Genomic DNA, 23,564 nt, shown 5'->3' with positions numbered 1-23,564 from the left:
AAGACAAGACGGCTCACAGCATCCCCCGGCGAATCGCCTGCGCCCGGACGGCAAGCTTACGGAGCTCGGCGGCAATCACCTGCGCCGAATCGGGCTTGCCCAGTTTTTTGGACCGCTCGGCCATTCCGCTGCACAGGTATTCGTCACGTACGACCGCTTCCACGGCTCCGAACAAAGCGGCTCCGTCCAGCTCGCGCTCCAAGATCACGATCGCGGCCCCGTCTTCCTCCAATGCCCGTGCGTTAACTTCCTGGTGGTTGTTGGTCACGTTGGGAGAAGGAATCAGAACGGCGGGAATCCCGAGCGAAGTCACTTCCGCCAAAAATGAAGCGCCTGCCCGGCTGACCACGAGCATGGACGCAGCCAGCACTTCCGGCATACGCTCCACATAAGGCAGCACATGAAGATTGGACGGCGTTACCCAAGGCGCTTCGTCCAGGCTTCTTACCGCTTCTTCGTAATAGCGTTTGCCCGTCACATAGACAAAATGCACATCCGGCATGCGCATGATATCGGGCACCATCTGCAGCATCGCTTCGTTGATCGCTTTTGCTCCGATGCTGCCGCCCACTACGAGCACAACCGGCGTCCCTTGGGGCAGACCCAGCAGACGGAACCCTTCGGCCGCATCGGCCCGGTGCACCGTCGTCGCTCTCGGATTGCCGCTGTACATGATCCGCTTGGCTTTTGGGAACTGGTGCTGCGTCCCGTCAAAGCTGACCGCTACCGTACTGACATAGCGGCTCAGGAAACGGTTGGTCAGCCCCGGAATCGCATTTTGCTCATGAATGAGTGTCGGGATGCGCAGCTTGTGCGCCGCATACACGACAGGCCCGCAGACATAACCGCCGGTCCCGACGACGACGTCCGGCTTGAATTTCTCGAGCAGTTCCGACGACGCCTGGACACCGCGCAGAAAGCGCAGCACCGTCTTGATATTGTCGGCCGAGAGACTTCTGCGAAAGCCCGTGATGTCGAGCGTTTCGAATGGAATCCCCGACTCGGGTACGATGGTGTTTTCCAGTCCCCGTTTGCCTCCGATATACAGAAACTCGATATCGGGTTTGTCCGCTTTCAACTGTTCGGCGATAGCGAGAGCGGGATAGATATGTCCCCCCGTCCCGCCGCCGGTCAATACGACGCGCATACGATATCCTCCCCGTCTACTCGGATGTCGAACGAACCGCTTCTTTAAAAATCCGGCCCCGCTCTTCGAACGAAGCGAACATATCCCAGCTTGCGCAGGCCGGAGACAGCAGCACCGCGTCTCCGGCTTCCGCCAGACGCTGCGCTTCGCGTACGGCTGTTCGGAGCGTGTCCGCCGCATCGGCCTGGGGTTCGATGACCGCTACCTTGTCCAGCCCCGCCCGGCGCGCAACGCCCGCAATGACTTCACGGGTCTCACCGATCGTCACCAGCGCTTTTACTTGCGTTTGCAGAGCCGGCAGCAGCTCTTCGTAATCGGAACCCCGATCGAGTCCGCCCGCAATCAGCACAACGGGCCGCTCGAACTCGGCCAACGCCGACAGCGTCGCTATGGAATTGGTCGCTTTCGAATTGTTGTAATACAAAATGCCGTCCACTTCTCCCACCGCTTCCAGGCGATGCTCGACTCCACGGAAAGACACAAGAGGCTCGCGGAGCGCAGAAGGGCTTACGCCCGCCGCAATCGCCGCGGCGCAAGCCGCCAGGGCATTGGCCACGTTGTAGGTGCCCAGAATAGAGATCTCGGACGTGCGGACAATGTTGTGCACAATTCCCGCGGCATCGCGGTACACGATATGGCGGTCGACCGAATCGGATTCCCCGTTCACCGGGTAAGCGGGGCTCGCATACACGCCTTCAAGCACCAATTCCTCCGTCATGGAGAAAGGAAGCACGCTTCCTTTGAGATAAGGCACCAATTCGCGGCAGAACGGGTCGTCCCAGTTGACGATACTCGTATCTTCCGGCGTCTGGTTCGCAAAGATTTTCGCTTTGGAAGAAGAGTAATCTTCCATCGAACCGTGATAATCCAGATGCGTCTCCGCCACGTTCAGCAGGCAGGCGATTCTCGGCGCGAAGTCGCGCGTTCCTTTGAGCTGGAAGCTGCTGAGTTCGACGACCAGCCAATTGTCGGCATCCGCCTCGAGCGAAGCGTCGCAGAGCGGCGTGCCGATATTGCCGGCTACGATCGGTTTCAATCCCGCCGCTTCCAGCATGCTGCCGATCCAGGTTGTCGTCGTCGTTTTGCCGTTCGAACCGGTGATGCCGATCATCGGAGCGGCCGACAGATGGTAAGCCACTTCAACTTCGGTCACGACTTCGATCCCGAGCTCAAGAGCCGCGGCAACGGGAGGCGAAGAATAAGGAATGCCCGGATTCTTAATTACCAGGGAAACTCCGGGATGAATCAGATCGTCGGGATGACCGCCGCAGATCACGGGGATGCCCATTTCTTCCAATACGGACGCTTCGGGACTTTCTTCGCGGGTTTTCCGGTCATTAACCGTCACTTTCGCGCCGAAAGCGTGCATCGTTTTGGCCGCGGATACGCCGCTGCGGGCCAAGCCCAGCACGACGACTTCGCGGTTCGCGTACTTTTCTGGATGTTCCATGTCTCTACAACCCCTTGCCGAGATACAGTCCGAGCGCGGCCAGAATCAGGGAGACACCGAAGAAAACGGCGACAATCCGCCACTCCGACCAGCCGGACAGCTCATAGTGATGATGAATCGGACTCATTTTAAAAATCCGTTTGCCGCGCGTTTTGAACGATAGCACCTGGAGAACGACGGACAGCATTTCGATCACGAAGACTCCGCCGATCAGCAGAAACAGCAGCTCCTGCTTCGTCAGAATCGCCACGGCGCCAAGCGCTCCGCCGATCCCGAGCGAACCCGTGTCGCCCATAAACACTTTGGCCGGATGCGCGTTATAAACCAGAAAACCAAGGACCGCTCCGGCCATCGCGGAAGATCCCAGCGCCGCGGGAAACTGTGTCGCCTGCATCGCGATCAGCGCATAGGCGCCGAACGCGGGTGCGCTGACGGAAGACAGCAGGCCGTCCACGCCGTCGGTGAAGTTGACCGCGTTGGAAATGGCCAGCAGCATGATGACGATAAACGGATAGTAGAACCCGGCTCCTCCATCAAAAACGATCGAAGTTCCCGGAATCGACAAGCCCGTGCCGTGCCCCGAACGGATCAGAAGCGCACAGACAATCGCCGAGAAAAACAGCTGGCCGGCCAGTTTTTGCAGCGACGTCAGGCCCATGGAGCGCCTTTTGGCAATTTTAATCCAATCGTCCAGCAGACCGATCAGGCCAAACCCCAACGTTGCCGTCAGCACGACATAAAACTCGGTATTGACGACGGAAAACTTGGCGAACGCCAGTGTAAAAGCAAGCAGAATGACGATTCCGCCCATAGTCGGCGTACCCGCCTTTTTGAGATGGGCCTGCGGTCCTTCTCCGCGTACCTGCTGCCCGAACTTCAGACGCTGCAGCAGCGGAATGCACAAAGGCCCGGCCAGCAGTGCAAGAACAAAAGAAACGGCGGCGGTCAGAACCAGCAGTTGTAAGTCCATGATCCGCTCAAGCTCCGTTTTCCCCGGTCAAAGTCGCGTCACGCAGCGCATAAGCCGCTTCTTCCAGCCGCATTCCCCGCGAAGCTTTGAAAAGCACCGCGTCTTCGGGCTTCAGCAAAGCCTGCAGATGCGCGATCATTGCGGCTTTGTCCGTAAACGCGTAAACGCTGCCCGCTCCCGGCGTTTCCCGGGCGCCTTCCGCGGCATACGCCGACAGCGGGCCGTAGGCGTAGATCGCGTCGAATCCCGCCCGTGCGGCATAGCGGCCGATTTCGCGGTGATACTCCTGTTCGTCCGGTCCAAGTTCGAGCATATCGCCAAGTACCAGCACTTTCGAGGCGCAGCCGTCCAGCCCCTGAAGCACGTCGATCGCTGCACGTGCCGAAGTCGGGCTGGAATTGTAGGCGTCGTTCAAAATGGTCAGCCCCGACACGCTCGTCAAGCGCTCGATTCGCATTCCCGTGAGCTGCAGATCGGCCAGCCCTCCTTGCATCCGCGAAGCGTCGACGCCGAATTCGCGCGCCGCCGCCAGGGCAGCCAGAGCATTGGTTACATTATGACTGCCCGGCACGGGCAGCGAGAACCCGATGTCTTCTTGGCTGCGGGCCGAGAAGGTCATCCCGCCGCTTACCTGCATCATGCCGAGCGGATAATCGTCGTTGTCTGATCCCAGACCGAAAGTGAACGTCCGCAGGCCTGCCGGCAGGCTGTCTGCGAGTTCTTCCAGGATCGGAGGAATCAGCGGTTCGTCCCCGTTGTAGATAAGCAAAGCGCCGGGCTTGGCTCCCGAAGCGATCTCCAGCTTGGCACGCGCAATATTCTCGCGGCTGCCGAGATTCAGCAGATGCGACTCGCCGATATTCGTAACGATCGCCACATCCGGCGGCGCGATTTGCGCGAGTCTCGCGATCTCGCCCAAGTCGCTCATGCCCATTTCCAGAACGACAACCTGCGTATCTTCCGGCATCTGCAGCAGCGTAAGCGGCAGACCCAGATGATTATTGAAGTTCCCTTGCGTTTTATGCACGCTCAGCGAGGTGTTCAGCAGCGAAAACACCATGTCCTTGGTCGTGGTCTTTCCGTTGCTGCCCGTAATGCCGACGACTTTGGCGCCGCTGGCCTGCAGATAGGCGCCGGCCAGCGTCTGAAGGGCTTCCAGCACGTCGTCCACTTCGATCAGGTTTCCTGCCGGAGCATTTGCGCGGTCTTTTTGCCAAAAGGACGCTGCCGCTCCGGCCTGCAGGGCGCCTTCCACAAATTCGTGGCCGTCCACGTTCGCTCCGCCCAGCGGAACGAACAGGCAGCGTTCGACGAGCTTGCGGGAGTCGATCACGACTCCCTGGATGGGTTCCTGCGCGGAGGCGGTTCCGATCAGACGCCCTCCACACATGTCGGCGATCTGGCCGAGTGTCCGTTCGATCACTTCGCGACTCCCCTTACCGCTTCCGCCGCGACGATCCGATCGTCGAAGTCCAGCACTTGTTTGCCGACCAACTGGTACGTTTCATGGCCTTTGCCCGCAATCAGAACCACATCGCCGGGCTGCGCTTCCGCTACGGCCCGGCGGATTGCTTCCGCCCGGTCCACGACAAGCGTATAACGGCTCGGATCCACTCCGTCCTCGAGCAGTCCCGCTTCGATATCCCGCAGAATCGCATCGGGATCTTCCGTACGCGGATTATCCGAAGTCACAAAAGCCAGATCGCTGTATTTGACGGCAATACGGCCCATGATCGGACGCTTGGTCCGGTCGCGGTCGCCGCCGCATCCAAATACGCACAGCACCCGCTTCTCCGCGAACTCGACTACGGTGCGCAGTACATTTTCCAGTCCGTCCGGCGTATGGGCGTAATCCACGATAATGGCGAAAGGCTGTCCGGCATCTACCGCCTCGACGCGTCCGTCGACGCCAGCTACCGCTTCCAGACTGTTTTTGATATCCGTCAGCTCCACGCCTTCGACCAAGGCTGCCGTTACGGCCGCCAGCGCATTGTATACGTTAAACTTGCCGACCATCCGCAGTTGGATGTCCGCGGAACCCTTGAACGTATCGACATGGAAGAAAGTACCCTGCGCCGTGATCTTGATCGCCGAAGCCCGCACGTCGCAGTCGCGCTCGACGCCGTAAGTCACCACTTCGGCCGCCGTTACTTTGGCATATTCCGCCGAAGCTTCGTCGTCCGCATTCAGCACGGCATATTTGCGCTGCGACGAATCGGCCGGCAGCGCATTGCCCAACCGGGAGAAAAACAGTCCTTTGGCGGCCCGGTATTCTTCCATGGAATGATGATAATCCAGATGATCCTGGGTGAGGTTGGTGAAGACCGCCGTACGGTAATCCGTACCTTTCACCCGGCCCTGTTCCAGGGCATGCGAAGAAACTTCCATGATGCAGCATTCCACTCCGCGGCCGGCCATATCCGCCAAGGAGCGCTGCAGACCAAGCGATTCCGGCGTAGTGCCCGACATCGGGAACGTTTCGCCGTCGTAACGCATCTGGATCGTGCCGATCAAGCCCGTCTTGACTCCATGATCCTGCATGATCCGCTCGATCAGATAGGTTGTGGTCGTTTTGCCGTTTGTTCCGGTCACGCCGATCATCCGCATTCTGCGGCTCGGTTCATCGAAGAACACATTGGCCAGCACGGCCATAGCCGTTCGGCTGTCGCGTACGAGCAGTTGGGGCAAATCCGTATCGAGCTTGCGCTCGACGACAAGAGCCGCCGCCCCGCGTTCTTCGGCCTGCTTCGCATAATCGTGTCCGTCCACCGTAAATCCAGGCAGACAGATGAAGAGATCGCCTGCGGCGACCTTTCGCGAGTCGATCTCGATTCCTGTACATTCCGTTTCCCCGCTGCCGATCAATCGGGCGGTCAGCAGCTGAGCCGCCAATTCCTGCAGTCGCATCATTTTGCTCTCTCCTTTGTGATTGTAGTCATTGTCGATCGGATCTCTTCATGCCCGGGCCGCAAAACGCCCGAGCCTGCCAATGGCAGGCCCGGGCTGTGCTGGCGCCTTAGTTGAGCGGGGCGGCGTCGCTTTCCGGTGCCGGATCGACCGGAGCCACCGTTCCGCCTTCGACCTGCGGTTCCGTGGTCCCGGCATCTGCATCCGGATCCCCGGCTACTGTCTCGCCGCCGATCGAGAGATCTTCAAAGTCCGGATCGTCTTTCCCGGTTACCGTAGATTCCGCCGACTTGAGCGCAAGAACGACGACCCGGTTGCCTTCCGTATCTTTGGTCAGCTTTTGCGAAGCTACGTAGCCCGATCCTTTGGTGCTGATCGACACGTCCAGCAGAGCCAGAATATCCACCGCGTCGCGCAGCGACAACCCGGTCAGATCGGGCACGTTCATCTCTTCCTTGTTCTCGGTCAACAAATAAATCTTCTGCCCCGCGTACATGGCGCTGCCTGCAGCCGGATACTGTTCCAGTACCGCCTTGCCGGCGCCAATCTGCTCGTAGGCGAGACCTTCGTCCAGCAGCTTGTCTTTGGCATCCTGAATATTCATTTTGATCAGATCGGGAGCGGTGACTTTGAGCAGCGTATCTCCGCTTTCCTTGCTCTTGCTTTCGCTCTGGATTTCGGTATCGGAGAATTTCTTCGGAACTCCCATGTATTCCAGCGTTTGCGACAGGATTTCTTTGGCGATCGGTGCCGCGATTCGGCCTCCGCTCGCATTCGGAACGCTCGGTTCGTCAAGCATGACGAAAATCGCGATTTTCGGATCGTCGGCCGGTGCGTAACCGATAAAGGAAACGGCGGAACGCGTTTTGTCGTAAGTGCTTCCGTCCACTTTAACCGCGCCCGTTTTTTCGGCCGTACCGGTCTTGCCGGCTACCCGGTAACCCGGAATATAAGCATTGCGGCCTGTACCAATCTCTTGGTCGGAAACGACCTGTTCCAGATACCCGCTGACCGCTTTGGCCGTTTCCGGAGTGATGACATCTCGAACTTTGTCAACTTCGTTCATTTTCTGCACTTCGCCGGTGAGCGGATTGCTTTTGGACTTGACGATATGCGGCGTAAGCAGATGTCCTCCGTTTGCCACTGCGGAAATGGCGGCAATTTGTTGAATCGGCGTTACCGAGACGTTGTGTCCGAACGTAATGGAAGCCTGATCGCCAAGCGGGCTGTTTTCCGTTACGTTCATCGTGCCGGCCAGCTCTCCGGGAAGCTGAATGCCCGTTTTTTCGCCAAACCCGAAGTTTTTGATATATTCGGCGAGTTTCTTCGTTCCGACCATTTCCATGCCCAATTTGACAAAAGCCACGTTGCTGGAATGTTTGACTCCCTGCAAATAAGTAATCGGTCCCCATCCGTGTCCGACGTCGTGAATGTTTCTTCCGCCGACTCGGATTACCCCGGACTCATAGGGGGCGTTGGGATCGAATTTCCCTTCCTGTACGGCTGCGGACAACGTCACGATTTTGAATGTCGATCCAGGCTCATACATGGCGGTTACAGCTAGGTTGTTGAAATCTTCCAGGGCTTTCGTGTCCGAGTAACTATTCGGATCGAATGTCGGCATATTGACCATTGCCAAAATATCCATAGTGTTCGGATCGGCAGCGATGACAGATACGCTTTTAGGCTGGTATTTCTCAAAAGCTTTCTTCGCCGCCTGCTCGGCATAATACTGGATTGTACTGTCGAGCGTCAGTTGGATCGAGGTACCGTCTTTCGGCGCTATAATTTCACTTTTCGCATCCGGCAGTTCGACGCCTTTGGCGTCTCTTTGATAAACGATTTTCCCGTCGATGCCCTGCAGGTCTTTCTCAAAATAGGATTCGATGCCGTATTTCGGTTTGCCGTCGTTGTCGACGAAGCCGAGTACGTTCGCCGCCAGCGTATGCTGCGGATAGAAGCGCTTGATTTGATTGTCGAATACGATGCCGATATCGGCATTTTTGTTCAACCCTTTTTCTTTGCGCAGCGAGACAATCTCCGTTTCGATCTCGGCTTTGAGATCTCCGTCGATCTTCCAGCCTTGAGGGCGGACTTCGACCCATACGCTGTAATCGCCTTTTTTGTAGCTGCCTGTCTCGCTGTCTTTCTCATATGTGCGCGACACAAGCTTGCGCAGCTTGGATTCGTCTACGCCCAGTTTGTCGTGCAGAATCTCGACCACTTCATCTGCCGTGCCGCGCTGATTAATGATATTGGGTTCTACCACGACCGAATAAGCAGGCGAATCGACGGCCAGTTCTTTGCCGTTGCGATCCGTAATGGCCCCACGTTCGGCACGCAGCACTTTGGAAGCCGACCACTGGTCTACGGCTGTGGCATGCCAGAAGTCCCCCTGCACGACCTGAAGGAAAAAGATCCGGCCGACCAGAACGAGAAAAAAGAGGGTGACTACCCCTCCGATTAAAAGCGTACGCATTTTCACTCTTTTTGTCAGCATGGCGTTGGAACCTCCTGCCCGTTTCCTTCCGCGCCTTGGCGCGGGGCCGGACGCCAAGCGGCGCCTCAGCCTTTCCTATCCACGTCTAATTGTTCGCGTCCGGCTTGGTTTCTTCACCGCTGCGGCGGTCGACAAAGATCGGTTCGTGGTCCGTTGCCTGAATGAGGCCCTGGGCAAGCGCCGTAGGCACGATCGCCTGACGCAGCACCTGCTTGTCCCGTTCCGCTTGCGCGATATCTTTTTTGATCTGATTCGTCTCGCTCTGAACCGTTGCGATTTGATGGTTCAGATCGTAGATATGTACATACCGCCAAGCGACGATGCTGCACAGAGCGACCGCAATAAGAACACTGGTCAAATAAAGCATTTTTTCCCGCATCGGGAGCTCGACCCGGCGGGTCACAACCGTCGTCTTTTGCCGGTACTGCTGTGAGGTCTGCTGCTTCTCCCGTTCCCGGATCGCCAGATTTCCGCGTGTCTGTGCCATTGATCAATCTCCTCTTCCTGGAATTATTTCGTTTTCTCCGCTACCCGCAGCTTGGCCGAACGGGCCCGGGGATTTTGTTCGATCTCCTCTTCGGTCGGCAGCGCAGGTTTGCGGTTGATTAACTTGATACTGTTGGGACCTTCGTACACTTCGACCGGGAAGCCCGGCGGAGCGACGTTTTTGCCCGTATAACCCAGCAAAATCTGTTTACAGATCCGGTCTTCGAGCGAATGGAAAGTAATGACGCTGATCCGCCCGCCCAGCGCCGTGCAGCGAACCGCGGCGTGCAGCGCATCTTCGAACGCGGAAAGCTCGTCGTTTACCGCGATGCGGAGCGCCTGGAAGCTCCGTTTGGCCGGATGGCCGCCTGTTCTTCTGGCCGCGGCCGGAATGCCTTCCTTGATAATCTCCGCAAGCTCGGTCGTCGTCTCGATCGGCTGCTTGGCGCGATGCTGTCCGATTTTGCCTGCGATCCGGCGGGAAAACTTCTCTTCGCCGTAGCGGTACAAAATGCGGGTGATTTCTTCTTCCGGCCACTCGTTGATGATCGTCCTTGCCGTCAGTTCCGAAGACTGGTCCATTCTCATATCGAGCGGAGCTTCGTGATTGTAGCTGAATCCCCGGGAACCTTCGTCGAACTGCGGCGAAGATACGCCGAGGTCGAACAAAAAGCCGTCGACTTTCGGTATGCCGTCTTCGTCTCGCGGAACGCCCGCTTCGCGCAGCGCATGTTCCAGCTCGCGGAAGTTGGTCTTGACGAGCGTTACGCGGTCCGCGTAGGCAGACAGCTTCTCGCGTGCGTTATCAAGCGCCCAATCGTCCTGGTCCAGCGCAATCAGCCTGCCGCCTTCGCCAAGCTTGGAAGCGATCAGCGAACTGTGTCCGGCTCCGCCCAGCGTGCAGTCGACGTAAATGCCGTCCGGCTTGATATTCAAGCCTTCGACCGCTTCTTCCTTAAGCACTGTAATGTGATGAAACAATCTCGTATCCCCCAAACGTACCTTGTCGAATTATTGGATATTCCTGTTAAAAGTCGATGTCGAAATCGGAAAGCTTCTCCGCAATCTCGCCGAAAGACTCTTCCGACTGCTTATAATAGCGGTCCCAATTGTCCCGGCTCCAAATCTCTACCCGGCTTCCTGCGCCAATCACGACGCATTCTTTGTCCAACTGCGCATACTCCCGCAAATTGGCGGGCAGTTGGGCCCGTCCTTGTTTGTCCCATTCGCATTCTGCCGCTCCCGAGAAGAAAAAACGGTTGAAGGCGCGCGCGTCGGCTTTCATCAAGGGCAGATTAGCCAGCTTGCGTTCAAGAAGTTCCCATTCCTGCTCGGAGTAAACAAAAAGGCACTGGTCGAGTCCCCGCGTGACGATGCAGGCCCTGCCCAGCTTTTCGCGGAATTTGGCCGGCATGATCAGACGGCCTTTGTCATCGATGTTATGTTTGTATTCGCCCATCAACATCGCTTGACCCACTCCTCGCCCGCATTCCTCCACTTCATACCACTTTCCACCACTTACAGCATAATAGATTCGACGCACGAAATCAAAGTCCTTCTGCAAATTACACGTTTTTTCGCCCGATTTTGCGTTTTTTTCAGTCCTATTCTCCCTTTTCCGCAAAAAAACAGGCCGCTTACTCCCGATCTATCCGGGATAAACGGCCTGCTGCGCTCTTAAAACGAAACCTTAAACGTTCCAGCTTTGCAGATAAGTCTTCTGCATATCGCTCAATTCGTCGATTTGGATTCCCAGACTCTCCAATTTGTAGCGGGCAACCTGCTCGTCCAGTTCGTACGGCAGCTTGATCATATGGGGACCGATTTCTTCGTAATGTTCATTGACGTAACGCAGCGACAGCGCCTGAAGCGCGAAGGTCATATCCATGATCTCGGCCGGATGTCCGTCTGCCGCGCCCAAATTGACCAAACGGCCTTCGGCCAGCAGATACATCTTGCGTCCGTCCTTAAACTGATACTCTTCGATATTTTTGCGTACCGTACGGATCGACTCGGACCGTTCTTCCATATCCGGTTTGCTGACTTCCACATCGAAGTGCCCGGCATTCGAGAGAATGGCTCCGTCTTTCATGACGTCGAAATGTTCGCCCGCGATCACCGCTTTGTTTCCGGTCACGGTAATAAAGAAATCGCCGAGCGGCGCCGCCTCCAGCATCGACATCACACGGAACCCTTCCATATGCGCTTCTACCGCTTTGATCGGATCGATTTCGGTGACGATGACGTTGGCACCCAGTCCCCGCGCCCGCATCGCCATCCCTTTGCCGCACCAGCCGTAGCCGACCACAACCACCGTTTTGCCGGCTACCATGAGATTGGTCGTACGCATGATTCCGTCCCAGGCCGATTGGCCCGTTCCGTAACGGTTGTCGAACAGCGATTTGCAAAAAGCGTCATTGACGCCGATCATCGGCAGTTTGAGCGTACCTTCGTTCTCGAGCGAACGCAGTTTGATAATGCCGGTGGTCGTTTCCTCCGCGCCGCCGCGGATGGTGGCCAGCAGATCCGGACGTTCCCCGTGCAGAATAGTCGCAAGGTCTCCGCCGTCGTCGATAATAAGATCCGGCTTGGCTTCCAGCGCTTTGATATTCAGGGCTTTGAGTTCGCCGGGAGCCGGCTGGTATTTGGCGTATACGGTAATGCCGTCTTCCACCAGAGCGGCGCAGACATCGTCTTGGGTCGACAGCGGATTGCTGCCGGTAATGGTAACTTCCGCTCCGCCCGCCTGAATGACTTTGGCCAGATACGCCGTTTTCGCTTCCAAATGCAGGCAGACCGACACTTTCAGTCCTTTAAAAGGCTGTTCGCGTTCAAATTGTTCCCGAATCCGGTTCAGTACCGGCATATGCGCCGACACCCAGTCAATCTTCAGGCGCCCTTCCGGTGCCAGATTGATATCCGCGATGATACTGTTTTGTTTGGCCAACGAACTCATATAAATTCCTCCGCTCCGATTGTGTGTTTCCGCCGATCTGCGGCTTCAGTCCGTTCAGGCTTCGATAATGCGGTGTCCGCCCTTCAGATCCGGTTCGATCTTCATCAGCGAATCGACCCAGTCCATTCCGTACCGGTTCAGCATATAAAAGACCGTGTACACGCGTTCCTGCGGCCGATCCAGTGGAAACAGCGTCTTGTAGATGCGGTCCCAGCGGCGCAGTTCCGCTTCGTTCTGCCGGGCGATCGTCTGGCGGGTCTTCTCCTGCAAAAAGGAAATCTGCTCGACGATCCGGCTGCGATTGGTTTCGCCGAGAGCGGCCAAACCGGGCTGAAGTTCGCCGATCCGCTCGATGACCGGTGCGTAAAGCTGTTCGAAATCGGCTTTTGTCCGCTCGAACAACCCGTCCGTACCCAGCTTGTCCTGCTTGGCCAGCCAGGCTTCTTTGCGGCTGTCGAACCGTTCCATCACATCTTCAAAGCTGAGACCGTACAGTTTCATATGTTTTTGGGTGGTCGGATCGAGCAGCGTAAACGACATGCGCGGCAGCAGAATCGGCATCTGCATCCCCGCCGCTTCGAATCCGTCTTTGGTTCCGGCCCAATACGCTACCTCGCCGAGCCCCAGTACCGCCTGCAGCACCGGGAACAAATAATCCTGCATCAGGGGACGGGTCAGTACGTTATTGCTGAAACAGGCCGGACATCGCTCCAGACGTTCCAGCAGTTCTTCTTTGGAAAAAATAACGGTGCCGCGGCGGTCGGCGAACTTGTCGCCCTGCTTATACAGCAGCAGCCGCTGGCCTTCATGGATATAGAACAGGTTCGCCGCACCTTCGACGGCCTGCGCCTGCTGCTCATAGCCCGCTTGTTCAATACGGTCCGCCGCTTTGAGATAAGCGGCTTCAAATTCGTCGTTTTGTTCGATCAGCTGCCGGAACATCGGGCTCTCCAGCCGGCGCAGCTCGGGATCGGCCGAATCGACCAGCACCAGGCCGTAATGACCGAACAGCCGGCCGATCAAACGGGCGAACCCTTCGCTCAGGCTGAGCGAATGAGGCAGTTCTTTTCGCAGCAGCTCCAAAATCTCGCTTTTGAATTCCGAATCGGCAAGATGCCGTTCCAATTCCGCGATGGCTTCTGCCCACTTCTCGGCCGGCACGGAAACTTCACTGACCGACGAACGTCCGTCATGCCAGGCTTCCATACGCAGACGCCGGACTTCAAGTTCGGGCGTCAGCACATACGTATGATCCGCTTCGTCCCAGTCGTGGTCTTCGCCCGCAATCCAGAACACCGGTACGACCTCGCGTCCGAGACGTTCCGAAGCGGCTCTTGCCGCATGGACTATCGTCGCCGCTTTATAGACGACAAGCAGTGAACCGGTAAACAATCCGCTCTGCTGGCCGCCCACCACGACGAGCGTCTCCCCGCTTCGAAGCTTCTCCAGCGAGCGGCTCACGGCGGAATGGTCATTGTATTTGGCGTTATAGGCGCCCAGCACTTCGACAAGCGCCTGACGGTCGGCCTGCGGCCTGTGCGGAGCATCCAGCCATTCGGCCCTCCGCTGAAGCGCCTGGACGTCTTCTAAATCGTATTCGTATAATTCACGCGCGTGTTGACCGCGCACGTAATCTTCTCCCAAGGCCGAACCCTTGCGAAGCGCCTGCGGAATGACATTCATGTCTGGCCTTGCCTCCTGTCTGCGTTCTGCTTAAACCCTTCTTGATTGTACCCAATCGTTCTCAAACCGTCAAAATAACTTTCATCCGATCCGACATAAAGCCGGATGCCGTAAAAAGCAAAAGGCCGCCTTCCCGAGCCTGGTTCGCTTCGGAAAGACGGCGACCTTCTTCCGGTTGAACACGGAGGAAGTCCGGCATTGAAGGGAAGATCGAACGTTCAATCGTTCCCTTCAATGCCTGTTCGCTTGATTATAAGGTTTAGTACGGAGTCGCAACCCAGTGCCCCGGGGATACTTCGACCAGTGTGCTCTCTTCGGAAGCCTCGCCCGCCGAACGGATCGGGCCGCCGCCTTCGGCCGACAGCATAATCCGCTTCTTCTGCGACTCGATTTCCGGATCCGCGATCGGAATCGCGGACAGCAGCGACTTGGTGTACGGGTGAATCGGATTGCTGTACAGTTCTTCGCTGTCCGCCAGCTCGACCATTTTGCCGTAATACATAACCGCTACCCGGTCGCTGATGTGTTTGACCATCGACAGATCGTGCGCGATGAACAGGTAGGTCAGGCCGAGACGTTCCTGAAGTTCCTGCAGCAGGTTGACAACCTGCGCCTGGATCGAAACGTCAAGCGCCGAGATCGGTTCGTCGCAGATGATAAATTTCGGGTTGACCGCAAGCGCGCGGGCAATCCCGATCCGCTGGCGCTGGCCGCCCGAGAATTCGTGCGGGTAACGCGTCGCATGGTCGGTATTCAGGCCGACCAGATCAAGCAGTTCTTCGATCCGCTTTTTGCGTTCGCCGCCGCTGCCCGCCATTTTGTGGATATCCAGGGCTTCGCCGATAATATCCGATACCGTGAAGCGCGGATTCAGCGAAGCATACGGATCCTGGAAGATCATCTGCATATCGCGGCGCATGGCTTTCATTTTATTCGGGGAGAGCTTGTAGATGTCCGTACCGTTGAATTTCACGCTTCCCGCAGTAGGCTCGTACAGCCGGAGAATGGTACGTCCCGCCGTCGATTTTCCGCAGCCGGATTCGCCGACCATGCCAAGCGTTTCGCCTTCGCGGATAAAGAAGTTCAGGTTGTCGACCGCTTTGAGCACTTTGCCGCTTCCTACATTAAAATATTTCTTCAGACCTTCAACCTCGATCAGGTTTTTGCCGAGTTCTGCTTTCATGGCTGACGCCTCCTTTACTTTGAAATCTGCGAGTTATTTGTTTTTAAGCGAAGGATCCAGCGCATCGCGCAGTCCGTCTCCGAGCAGGTTGAACGCCAGCATGATCACGCTGATCAGAATCGCCGGGAACAGCATCCGCCAAGGATAGAACATCCAGCCGGTAAGCGCGTTCTCGACCATCGAACCGAGCGAGGAGATCGGAGCCTGTACGCCCAGACCGAGGAAGCTCAGGAACGACTCGGCGAAGATTGCGTTAGGAACCGACAGCGTCAACGTGACGATGATCGGGCCGCTTGCGTTAGGCAGCAGGTGACGGAACAGCAGTCTGCCCGTACCGGCACCCATCGAACGGGAAGCCAATACGTATTCGCGGTTTTTCAATTTCATGATTTCGCCGCGGACGATCCACGACATATTGATCCAACCCGTAATCGTCAGCGCCAGGATGATCGTGCCCAAGCTTGGCTTGAATACGACGAGCAGCAGGATTGTAACGAGCAGGTAAGGAATAGCATACAGAATTTCGGAGAATTTGTTCATGATCGTATCGACGCGGCCGCCGAAGTAACCCATGATGCCGCCGTAGATCACGCCGATCAGCAGATCGATCAGCGCCGCGGCGACGCCGACGATCAGGGAGATGCGGGCACCCGACCAGGTTCTGACAAACATATCGCGGCCCAGATCGTCCGTACCGAACCAGTGCAGTGCCGAAGGCTTTTGGTTGGTTGCCATCAGGTCATTGGTCTGATAATCGTAACCGTGTACCCAATAAGCGATCCAGGGTCCGAAGATGGAAGCAATAATGATAACGACCAGCGCAACCAGTCCGCTCATCGCGACCTTGTTGCTGCGCAGACGTTCCCAGGTATCGCGCCAAGCCGTCAGGCTCTCGCGTTTGATGACTTCCGATTCGCGTTCATTGACATTAACAGACTCGAAATCCGCCGCCGTCAAAGCGGGAAGAGGCTGTTTGTTTAGTTTGTTTTCGTTAGACACTTGATTAGCCCTCCTTGCCCGATGTGAGTTTGATACGCGGATCAACGAGGACGTAAACGATATCGGTAATGAAGCGTGCCAACATCAGGATAATGCCGTAGAACAGCGTAATCCCCATAATCATCGTATAATCGCGGTTTGAGATACTCTCTACGAATACTTTGCCGATCCCGCCGATGCCGAAGATCCGTTCCACGACAACCGAACCCGTAATTACGTTGGCTGTCATCGGACCCACATAAGTGACGACCGGCAGAATGCCGTTGCGGATTACGTGTTTCCAGAGAATGGCCGGCCATTTCAAACCTTTGGCTTTGGCCGTCTTGATGTAATCGGCGTGCAGCACTTCAAGCATGCTCGAACGGGTCAGGCGCGCGATATAAGCAATCGGGCCGGCCGACAGGGCCATAACCGGCAGCACATAGCCGAGCGGAGTCTTAAGACCGGTAATCGGGAACCAACCGAGCTTCAGGCCCAATGCGTACTGCAGGAGCGAAGCAAGCACGAAGCTCGGTACCGCAATGCCTATGACAGCCAGAACCATGACCATGCTGTCTATAAACTTGCGGTGATACAAGGCGGCAAGCAGGCCGAGCGCCACGCCGACAATGGTCGACACAACCACGGCAATCAGACCCAGACGCAGCGAAACGCCGAATGTCTGGCCGATGATATGGGACACTTCCTGATTGAGTTTTTTCATGGAAATGCCCAGGTCGCCCTGAACGATATTGCCCAAATAATTGACGTACTGGGTCATGAGAGGCTTATCGAGACCGTACTGCGCTTCAAGACGCGCGCGGATTGAAGCAGGCACTTCTTTTTCGGACATAAACGGATCGCCCGGGATAGCTTTCATCAAGAAAAATGTCGCTGTTATCAAAATAAACAGCGAGAGCAGCGTATATAGAAGTTTGCTGGTTACATACCGTGCCATTTGCGAACCTCTCCTCCTTCATTCTGATCCTGCTTAAAATGTGATTCGAATGTATAGTTGCATATCCATTATATTCAACCCTATTTACTGGTTAAGCAAGAGCAAAAATGGAAGTTTGACGAACATGCAAAAAAATCGGGATATATATGGGAATCCACATATATCCCGAGCCTTTATTTAGCTTTGGTCATAATCGCTTCCAACCGTGAATCTTAGTGTTCTTCCAGGTAAGCGCGGGTGAAGTTGATTGCGCCGGAGAAGTCAGTCGTTACACCTTTCAGGTAAGGCTTGGTGAGCGATGCTTGCGTGTAGTAGTAGACAGGCATGATAACCATGTTGTCTTGAATGAGCAGTTTTTCGGCCGCAGCCATATCCTGCATACGTTTCTCCGGATCGTTGCCGCCTTTGTAAGCGCCGTCGATCAGAGCGTCGTAGGCTTTGTCTGCATAGCCCGTGTTGTTGTTGCCGCCGCCGCTTACGAACATATCCATGTAAGTCATCGGATCGTTATAGTCGGCCGACCAGCCCGCGCGTGCAACTTGGAAGTTGCCTGTTTTTCTGCTTTCCAGGAATACGGACCATTCTTCGTTTTTCGTTTGAATCTCTACGCCAAGGTTATTTTTCCACATATCAGCTACGGCAAGAGCCAGCTTTTGGTGGTTTTCGCTTGTGTTGTAGAGCAGCGTGATCGGAGGAAGTGTCGTGTAACCTTCTTCTTTCATGCCTTCTTCAAGCAGGGTTTTGGCTTGCGCCGTATCTTCCTTGAAGTATTCGCTGTCCGGATGCTCGTCGCGGAACGATTGGTTGTTCAGTCCGGCAATCGAAGTCGGTACGAAACCGTAAGCCGGTGTTTGGCCTGCTTTCGTTACGTTGTCGATCAGCGATTGACGATCAATTGCCATTGCAAAGGCTTTACGGATCTTGGCATTGTTGAACGGTTTTTCTTTGGTGTTGAACTCATAGTAGTACGTCGAAGCGATGTCTGTCAGTTTGAACTCGTCTTTCAACTGCTCGGAAAGCGGTTGAATTTGGTCGGTCGGGATTTCACCGGTAGGTGCGCCGGCATAATCGATTTCGCCGCCTTGGTACGAAGCGGTTTCGGTAGCGCCGCTGTTTACGACAGTAGCGGTAACGTTAGTCAGCTTGATATTGGCTGCGTCCCAGTACTTGTCGTTTTTCGTCCAGGACAGTTCCGAACCCGGAGTCCATGTCGTCAGTGTGAACGGTCCGTTTGTAACCATTGTAGCTGGATCTGTTGCCCAAGCTTCGCCGGCTTCAACCGTTGCTTTGTGAACCGGATAGTACGTGTAGAACGAAGTCAGACCCAGGAAGTAAGGAGTCGGATTCGTGAGGGTAACTTCAAGTGTGTTCTCGTCGACGGCTTTAACGCCTACGCTCGAGAAGTCTTTGGTTTTGCCGGTGTTGAATTCTTCAGCACCTTTGATGTAGTACAGTTGGTACGCGTATACCGGAGCCGGAACAGTTTCCGGGCTCAGCGCGCGTTCCCAAGCGTATACGAAATCGTTCGCCGTTACAGGATCGCCGTTGCTCCAAGTTGCGCCTTGACGCATTTTGAATGTGTAAGTGAGGCCGTCTTCCGAGACTTCCCAGCTTTCGGCTGCTCCTTCTTTCGGTTGACCGTCTTCGCCGATTGTAGCGAGGCCTTCATACATGAAGCGCAGTGCCGTATTGGCCTGGCTGTCTTGTGCTTGTGCCGGATCAAGTGTCGGCGGTTCTGCACTGAGGTTCAGGCGCAGGGTCTGGTCAGCCGCCAGGTTTGCATCAGCCGCGGGTTCAGCAGCTGTTCCTTCATCGGTCGTGCCGGTCTCGGTCTTTGTACCCGTGTCCGTGGTAGTCTTCTCGTCGGCGCTTCCGCAGCCTGCGAGAACCGTGCCGATTACAAGAACCAGCGTAAGAAGCAACATCCAGCTTTTCTTTTTCATCCTGCAACTTTCCCCCTAAAAAAAGATTAATTTTTTTATTGATTATACCCCCCACCGCAAAAAAAATCTATAACCTTTTTTCAGAATCTTACGGTTTTTTTCAGATTTAAATCGTTTTCTGTCATATTTTCTGTCTTGACCGCCGGTCAAAACCCTGTAACAAAGCTCTTTTTAAGCGATTTAGCCGACTATGTACCATATTCATGTTAGGTATTTACGAAATGTACAATAAATCCGCTTATTCCGAGAATCAGGTACAAAGGAACCAGCATCAGAAAAGACATTCGCCAAAGACCTCTGAACAAACGGCCGGGTTCCACGCGGCCGCGTTTGCGATTCTGCATACTGCCGAGCAGTCCGGCAAGCACGATCAAAATCAGCATGATCAGATAAAAACCGAAAGAAGAACCGAAAATATAATTATACAAAGCGGATACGGCAACGATCAGAAAAGGCGTGGTCAGATCCATGGCCCGGCGAAACGAGAGCCCTCTTTTCTCTTTGCGCAGCAGACCTGCGCCATACACGAGCACAAACGGCAAAAAAGGCAGCACGCAGAGTGTAATCAGAAAAGCGGATACCGTTTCGAGCATACCAAGTCTCCTCTTCCGGCAAAGTTTTGCAGCGTACGCCGCCGTGTCCGGGCACCGCAGGTTTCAGCGCATGCCTTCAATCATATGAACCAGCATTTCGTTCAAGGGTGCTTCGGTTCCCGAGCGCCGGGCAAGTTCAACGATTCCTCCGCCGATCCATTTCGCTTCGGTCTCTCTTCCCCGGGACACATCTTCCAGCATCGAAGACCGGTTGAGCGCGGTCGAGCGGCAGACGCCGAGAAGTTCTTCCCACCATTCTTCCAATGCGGGGACTCCCGCCGCGCTATACACCCCAAGCGTCTCGTCGAACAGTTTGCGCATGAATTCGGCACGGGCCAAACTCTCCGGCAGCCGCCCGTTTTCGATTCGCCATATGGCGGTCAACGGATTGATTACGGCATTGATAACCAATTTTTTGTAAATAGCGGTTTCGATTTCATTCGACGCCGCGAGCGCCAATCCTCCCGCTTGGAAAGTCTCAGCCAACTTTTTCTCCGCCGCGTTCCGCCGCTCCGCGGCCTCTGCCGAAGAACCCGGTATCCCGAACACGGTCGAGCCCCAACCGGCGCGCACCACGGTATCCGGTTCCGGCCGTCGCGCCCCTTCCGTCGTAATCGCCGCGTAGATCACCGCTTGCGGCAGCGCTTCGGCCAGCCGCTCCAAATGTCCGATGCCGTTTTGCAGGCAGAGCACTCGGTCACCCTCGTACACGCCGGAAGTCAAACGGGCGATAAACGACGGACTCAGATCTTTTTGTTTGACGGCCAGCAGGATCCAGCGCTCTTCGGGCTTCCCGCGCCCCGAGCCGCCGAAGGCGCTTATCGGCCGGGCGCCAAGGTTTGTCGCGATCCGCCGCTGCGTTTCTTCCTGCCCGCCTTGACCCCAGGAGATGCCCCGGTCGGCAATCGTTCGGGCCTGTGCGTCCGTTCGGGTGTACAAGACGGTATCCGCTCCTCCGAGAGCGGCTCCGGCGGCAAAAAGAAGCCCCAACGCGCCGCCTCCGATCACTTCGATATTCACGTTTATTCCTCCATGGCCCTATGGTTTACGTTCGCGGCTTCAAAGCCTTATAATTAAATCAAACCAAAATTTTGCGTTATCGCCGAAAAAAGCAAGCGATTGGTCCACTTTTCCCGCTGCCCCGCCGCTTTCGATACAGCTTGGGGAGTTTTATTTTAGCACAGGGAAAGAATTCCGAAAATGCCGGACGCGAAAGTTTGAAAATAAACCAGAAAAATAGGGGAAAGCGGGGAATACGCGGTGTCGAAACGTGTCTATCTAAGTCTGCTTGCGGCATTGCTTGTGTTCGTTTCCGCCGCAGGCTCCGCACTGGCGCAAACCTCCGCCGAAGAATGGACGCCCGAGCAGCGCAAGCTGCTGCAGGATACGTTGTCGCTGAACGAACTGGAGCGGGATACCGAACGGATCGTCGGCGAACAGCAGGAACTGGCGCGCCAAGGCGAGCTTCTGAACGTTGAAATCAAGCAGCTGGAAAGCCGGATTGCGGAGAACAGGGAGCGCAGCGGCAGTATAGTCCGCGCCCAGTACATGCAGAGCCAGCGGCCGGTCTTCCTGTCCCTGCTCAATGCAAGATCCCTCGGAGATTTCAACCGGCTCTTCGCTTATTACCGCCTTGCCGTTCGGCACGACGAGGAACTGCTGCTCGGTTTTCGCAAAGACACGGATGCGCTGGAAGCCCGGCGCGGCGATCTTGCGGCGAACTCGGCGCGCCTGGAAGAAGTCAGGCTCGGTATCGAAGAGCAGCGGCTTCGGCTGCGCACTCTGCAGAAAGATATCGATTCCGGCCTTCTGGCCAGCGACGATCCAGGCAGTCTGAACCGGCTTGCCGAAGAGTTGAATGTGTATTGGAACAATGTAGGTCTTTACGAAGTGGACGAATATTTCGCCGAGCTTGCCGCAGCCAGCAACGAACTCCCGGATTTTCTGCAAAAAAGCGGAAAAATGAAAGTGTCCGGACTCGGCACGCGCTATACGATCAAACTGACCGATACCGAACTCAACGACTTCCTGCGCTCGCGCAATGCCGATTTTGAAAATTTTTCTTTCACTTTCGAAGATGGACGGGTGATTGCCGAAGGCAAACGGGACCGTTTGTCGCTGCGGATCGAAGGCCGATATACCCTGGAAACCGAACCCCAGAATGCGGTTCTGTTCCACGTGGACAATCTGGTATTCAACGGTTTGGAACTGCCGGGCAGCACCCGCAAGGAATTGGAGCAGAAATACGATCTGGGATTCTATCCCCAACAGGTGGCTCCGGTCGAAGTGCGCGAGGTCGAAATGGTCGACGGCCATCTCCAAATCGTGCTGCAGCTGCTGCTCTGACCGGGATGCTTATCCGCTCCGCCTCTTTTTCGACAAAAAACTCTGCCGTATGCGGCAGAGTTTTTTTATGGGAAAAAGGAGGCAGACGAAGACAGCATTACGGCCGTAAATAAACGGCAAGCTGACCCGCGCCAAGTTTCCCTTCGTAGAACCGGTCGAGCGAACGGCTCCAGGCGATTTCCCGTGCAGGCGCCTTTTTGGGGTTTGCCGCTCCGGCTTCTGCGCCCGCCGAACGTTCGGCCGCAGGGTTGGGCATCCAGCGCAGCAGTTCCGCACTGGCGGACCCGTCGTAAACCGAACGCAGAACGGGCAGACGCCCGGTGGCGGCATGCCAACCGCTTTGAGCTTCATGCCCGGTGAGGTAAGCGATCCAGAGCGAAGCTTCCCGGGCATGTTCCGTATTCGCCGAAATGCCGAAGCAGCGCAGTACGGCTGTGTGTGCGGCGGAAGTCAGAGGAACAACGCGCGACTCCGGAGAGTCCTCGGCGCCCAGTCTGGACAATCGGTCGACGGCCAGATCCAGTTCGCCGGACTCCACTTTGGCCCGAAGTTCCGAAGGCGGATGTCCTTCTGTCGCGGACGCATCATTCAGATAGGTCCGCCCGCGGAGCGCTTCCGCCCGCTGCAGTGCATGTTCTATCCGGGGACCTTCTTCTCCCTGCAGGGCGCTTTCCCATAAAGCCAACAGGGCGGCAAAAGCACGTACATCTCCCGAGGGAAGGCCCAGAATCGGCTGAGGCCCGGAAATCCCGCCCGGCGAAGCCTTTTCTTCGGACAGGCCTTTCTCCCAACTCTGCCAGCTCTTGTCGTCTGCCGGAAGCTTGCCGGACTCTCCGGTAAATCGTTCGGGACTCCAGACGGCGCCGTAAGGATCGAGATCGAGCGGCACTGCCCAGCGATAACCGTTCCATTCTACCGAAGCCGCGGGCAGCGGAAGAGAATCGGCCGCCGATGTGACGCCCGTTTCATACAGGTCGGCAGGCAGCAGCCTGCCTTCGGAAGCCAGGTCCGCGACCCAGCTGCCGTCGAGCATCAGCACATCGGGTTCGCGTCCCGACGCATAAGCGGTGCGATACGTCTTGTACGCCTGCTCCGGTGCGATATTGACCAAAGTGACAAGGGTACCGGCTTTTCGCTGGTATTCTTCGTTCACGGCCTGCAGCGCTTTGAATTCTTCCGTCCCCATCATGGTATAGACTTCGATCTCGCGCAGCGGTTGTTCCGATTTCCCTCCGCGCAGCGCCGCCGACTCGCCATCCGGCTGCGATCGCGATGTGGAGGTCTCCGGCAAAGACGGCGACAAATTGATCAGGGCAAGCAGCAATATGCCGAACAGCACGAAATGATTTTTTCGCTTCAAAGTCTGTTCCCTCCGTTTCCTGCTTTCCCTATTGTAGCAAAGGATCCTTTTTCTAACCAAAAAAAGAATCCGGTAGCAAAACCCGGATTCCCGCAAAATCGGCT

The 23,564-nt window shown here is 56.1% G+C and carries 19 protein-coding genes; 1 reads left to right on the top strand and 18 read right to left on the bottom strand.

Annotated features, from left to right (window positions below):
- Nucleotides 1-13: 13 nt before the first annotated feature.
- The 17 genes from murG to HOP44_RS01020 form a co-directional block, all read right to left on the bottom strand.
- Nucleotides 14-1,147, bottom strand: coding sequence for an undecaprenyldiphospho-muramoylpentapeptide beta-N-acetylglucosaminyltransferase (murG, locus tag HOP44_RS01100; protein ID WP_172249800.1), 1,134 nt, complete (start codon nt 1,145-1,147; stop codon nt 14-16).
- 16 nt (nt 1,148-1,163) lie between these two features.
- Nucleotides 1,164-2,597 carry a UDP-N-acetylmuramoyl-L-alanine--D-glutamate ligase gene (gene murD, locus HOP44_RS01095; protein ID WP_172249798.1) on the bottom strand — a complete coding sequence of 478 codons (1,434 nt, stop codon included), beginning with the start codon at nt 2,595-2,597 and terminating at the stop codon, nt 1,164-1,166.
- A 4-nt stretch (nt 2,598-2,601) separates the two neighbouring features.
- Nucleotides 2,602-3,567 carry a phospho-N-acetylmuramoyl-pentapeptide-transferase gene (gene mraY / locus HOP44_RS01090; RefSeq protein ID WP_172249796.1) on the bottom strand — a complete coding sequence of 322 codons (966 nt, stop codon included), beginning with the start codon at nt 3,565-3,567 and terminating at the stop codon, nt 2,602-2,604.
- 7 nt (nt 3,568-3,574) lie between these two features.
- Nucleotides 3,575-4,987, bottom strand: coding sequence for a UDP-N-acetylmuramoyl-tripeptide--D-alanyl-D-alanine ligase (locus HOP44_RS01085; protein WP_172251491.1), 1,413 nt, complete (start codon nt 4,985-4,987; stop codon nt 3,575-3,577).
- On the bottom strand, nt 4,987-6,474 hold the full coding sequence (locus HOP44_RS01080) for a UDP-N-acetylmuramoyl-L-alanyl-D-glutamate--2,6-diaminopimelate ligase (RefSeq protein WP_172251489.1): 1,488 nt from the start codon (nt 6,472-6,474) through the stop codon (nt 4,987-4,989). Before HOP44_RS01080 ends, HOP44_RS01085 begins: the two co-directional genes overlap by 1 nt.
- 109 nt (nt 6,475-6,583) lie before the next feature.
- Nucleotides 6,584-8,974, bottom strand: coding sequence for a penicillin-binding transpeptidase domain-containing protein (locus HOP44_RS01075; RefSeq protein ID WP_172249794.1), 2,391 nt, complete (start codon nt 8,972-8,974; stop codon nt 6,584-6,586).
- Nucleotides 8,975-9,059: 85 nt separating this feature from the next.
- The gene (locus HOP44_RS01070) at nt 9,060-9,461 is read right to left on the bottom strand and encodes a hypothetical protein (protein ID WP_172249792.1); all 402 of its coding nucleotides are present in this window, start codon (nt 9,459-9,461) and stop codon (nt 9,060-9,062) included.
- Between the two features lie 23 nt (nt 9,462-9,484).
- Nucleotides 9,485-10,441 (bottom strand): 16S rRNA (cytosine(1402)-N(4))-methyltransferase RsmH, encoded by a 957-nt coding sequence (gene rsmH / locus HOP44_RS01065; protein ID WP_172249790.1) that lies wholly within the window; start codon nt 10,439-10,441, stop codon nt 9,485-9,487.
- A 46-nt stretch (nt 10,442-10,487) separates the two neighbouring features.
- Complete coding sequence (gene mraZ, locus HOP44_RS01060) at nt 10,488-10,925, bottom strand: division/cell wall cluster transcriptional repressor MraZ (RefSeq protein WP_172249788.1); 438 nt, start codon at nt 10,923-10,925, stop codon at nt 10,488-10,490.
- Nucleotides 10,926-11,150: 225 nt separating this feature from the next.
- A complete protein-coding gene (locus HOP44_RS01055) occupies nt 11,151-12,416 on the bottom strand; it encodes an adenosylhomocysteinase (RefSeq protein ID WP_172249786.1) in 1,266 nt (421 codons plus the stop codon).
- Nucleotides 12,417-12,470: 54 nt separating this feature from the next.
- A complete protein-coding gene (bshC, locus tag HOP44_RS01050) occupies nt 12,471-14,099 on the bottom strand; it encodes a bacillithiol biosynthesis cysteine-adding enzyme BshC (protein ID WP_172249784.1) in 1,629 nt (542 codons plus the stop codon).
- Between the two features lie 259 nt (nt 14,100-14,358).
- Nucleotides 14,359-15,282, bottom strand: a complete 924-nt coding sequence (locus HOP44_RS01045; protein WP_172249782.1) for an ABC transporter ATP-binding protein — start codon at nt 15,280-15,282, stop codon at nt 14,359-14,361.
- A 33-nt stretch (nt 15,283-15,315) separates the two neighbouring features.
- Nucleotides 15,316-16,281, bottom strand: a complete 966-nt coding sequence (locus tag HOP44_RS01040) for an ABC transporter permease (RefSeq protein WP_343059692.1) — start codon at nt 16,279-16,281, stop codon at nt 15,316-15,318.
- A 4-nt stretch (nt 16,282-16,285) separates the two neighbouring features.
- Complete coding sequence (locus HOP44_RS01035) at nt 16,286-17,218, bottom strand: ABC transporter permease (protein ID WP_172249780.1); 933 nt, start codon at nt 17,216-17,218, stop codon at nt 16,286-16,288.
- A gap of 212 nt (nt 17,219-17,430) precedes the next feature.
- Nucleotides 17,431-19,161 carry a peptide ABC transporter substrate-binding protein gene (locus tag HOP44_RS01030; protein WP_172249778.1) on the bottom strand — a complete coding sequence of 577 codons (1,731 nt, stop codon included), beginning with the start codon at nt 19,159-19,161 and terminating at the stop codon, nt 17,431-17,433.
- Nucleotides 19,162-19,367: 206 nt separating this feature from the next.
- Nucleotides 19,368-19,754 carry a DUF3397 domain-containing protein gene (locus tag HOP44_RS01025; RefSeq protein ID WP_172249776.1) on the bottom strand — a complete coding sequence of 129 codons (387 nt, stop codon included), beginning with the start codon at nt 19,752-19,754 and terminating at the stop codon, nt 19,368-19,370.
- Between the two features lie 63 nt (nt 19,755-19,817).
- A complete protein-coding gene (locus HOP44_RS01020; RefSeq protein ID WP_172249774.1) occupies nt 19,818-20,774 on the bottom strand; it encodes a 2-dehydropantoate 2-reductase in 957 nt (318 codons plus the stop codon).
- A gap of 240 nt (nt 20,775-21,014) precedes the next feature.
- Here HOP44_RS01020 and HOP44_RS01015 point away from each other — a divergent pair, with 240 nt between their 5' ends.
- Nucleotides 21,015-22,100 (top strand): coiled-coil domain-containing protein, encoded by a 1,086-nt coding sequence (locus tag HOP44_RS01015; RefSeq protein ID WP_172249772.1) that lies wholly within the window; start codon nt 21,015-21,017, stop codon nt 22,098-22,100.
- Nucleotides 22,101-22,197: 97 nt separating this feature from the next.
- On the opposite strand, the gene HOP44_RS01010 is transcribed toward HOP44_RS01015, so the two are convergent.
- Entirely contained in the window at nt 22,198-23,460 is a 1,263-nt protein-coding gene (locus tag HOP44_RS01010; RefSeq protein ID WP_172249770.1) for an extracellular solute-binding protein, read from the bottom strand.
- Nucleotides 23,461-23,564: the final 104 nt, after the last annotated feature.

The organism is Saccharibacillus deserti (assembly GCF_013618475.1).
GTDB classification, from domain to species: Bacteria; Bacillota; Bacilli; order Paenibacillales; family Paenibacillaceae; genus Saccharibacillus; species Saccharibacillus deserti.
This window is presented reverse-complemented; position numbering and strand designations above follow the sequence as displayed.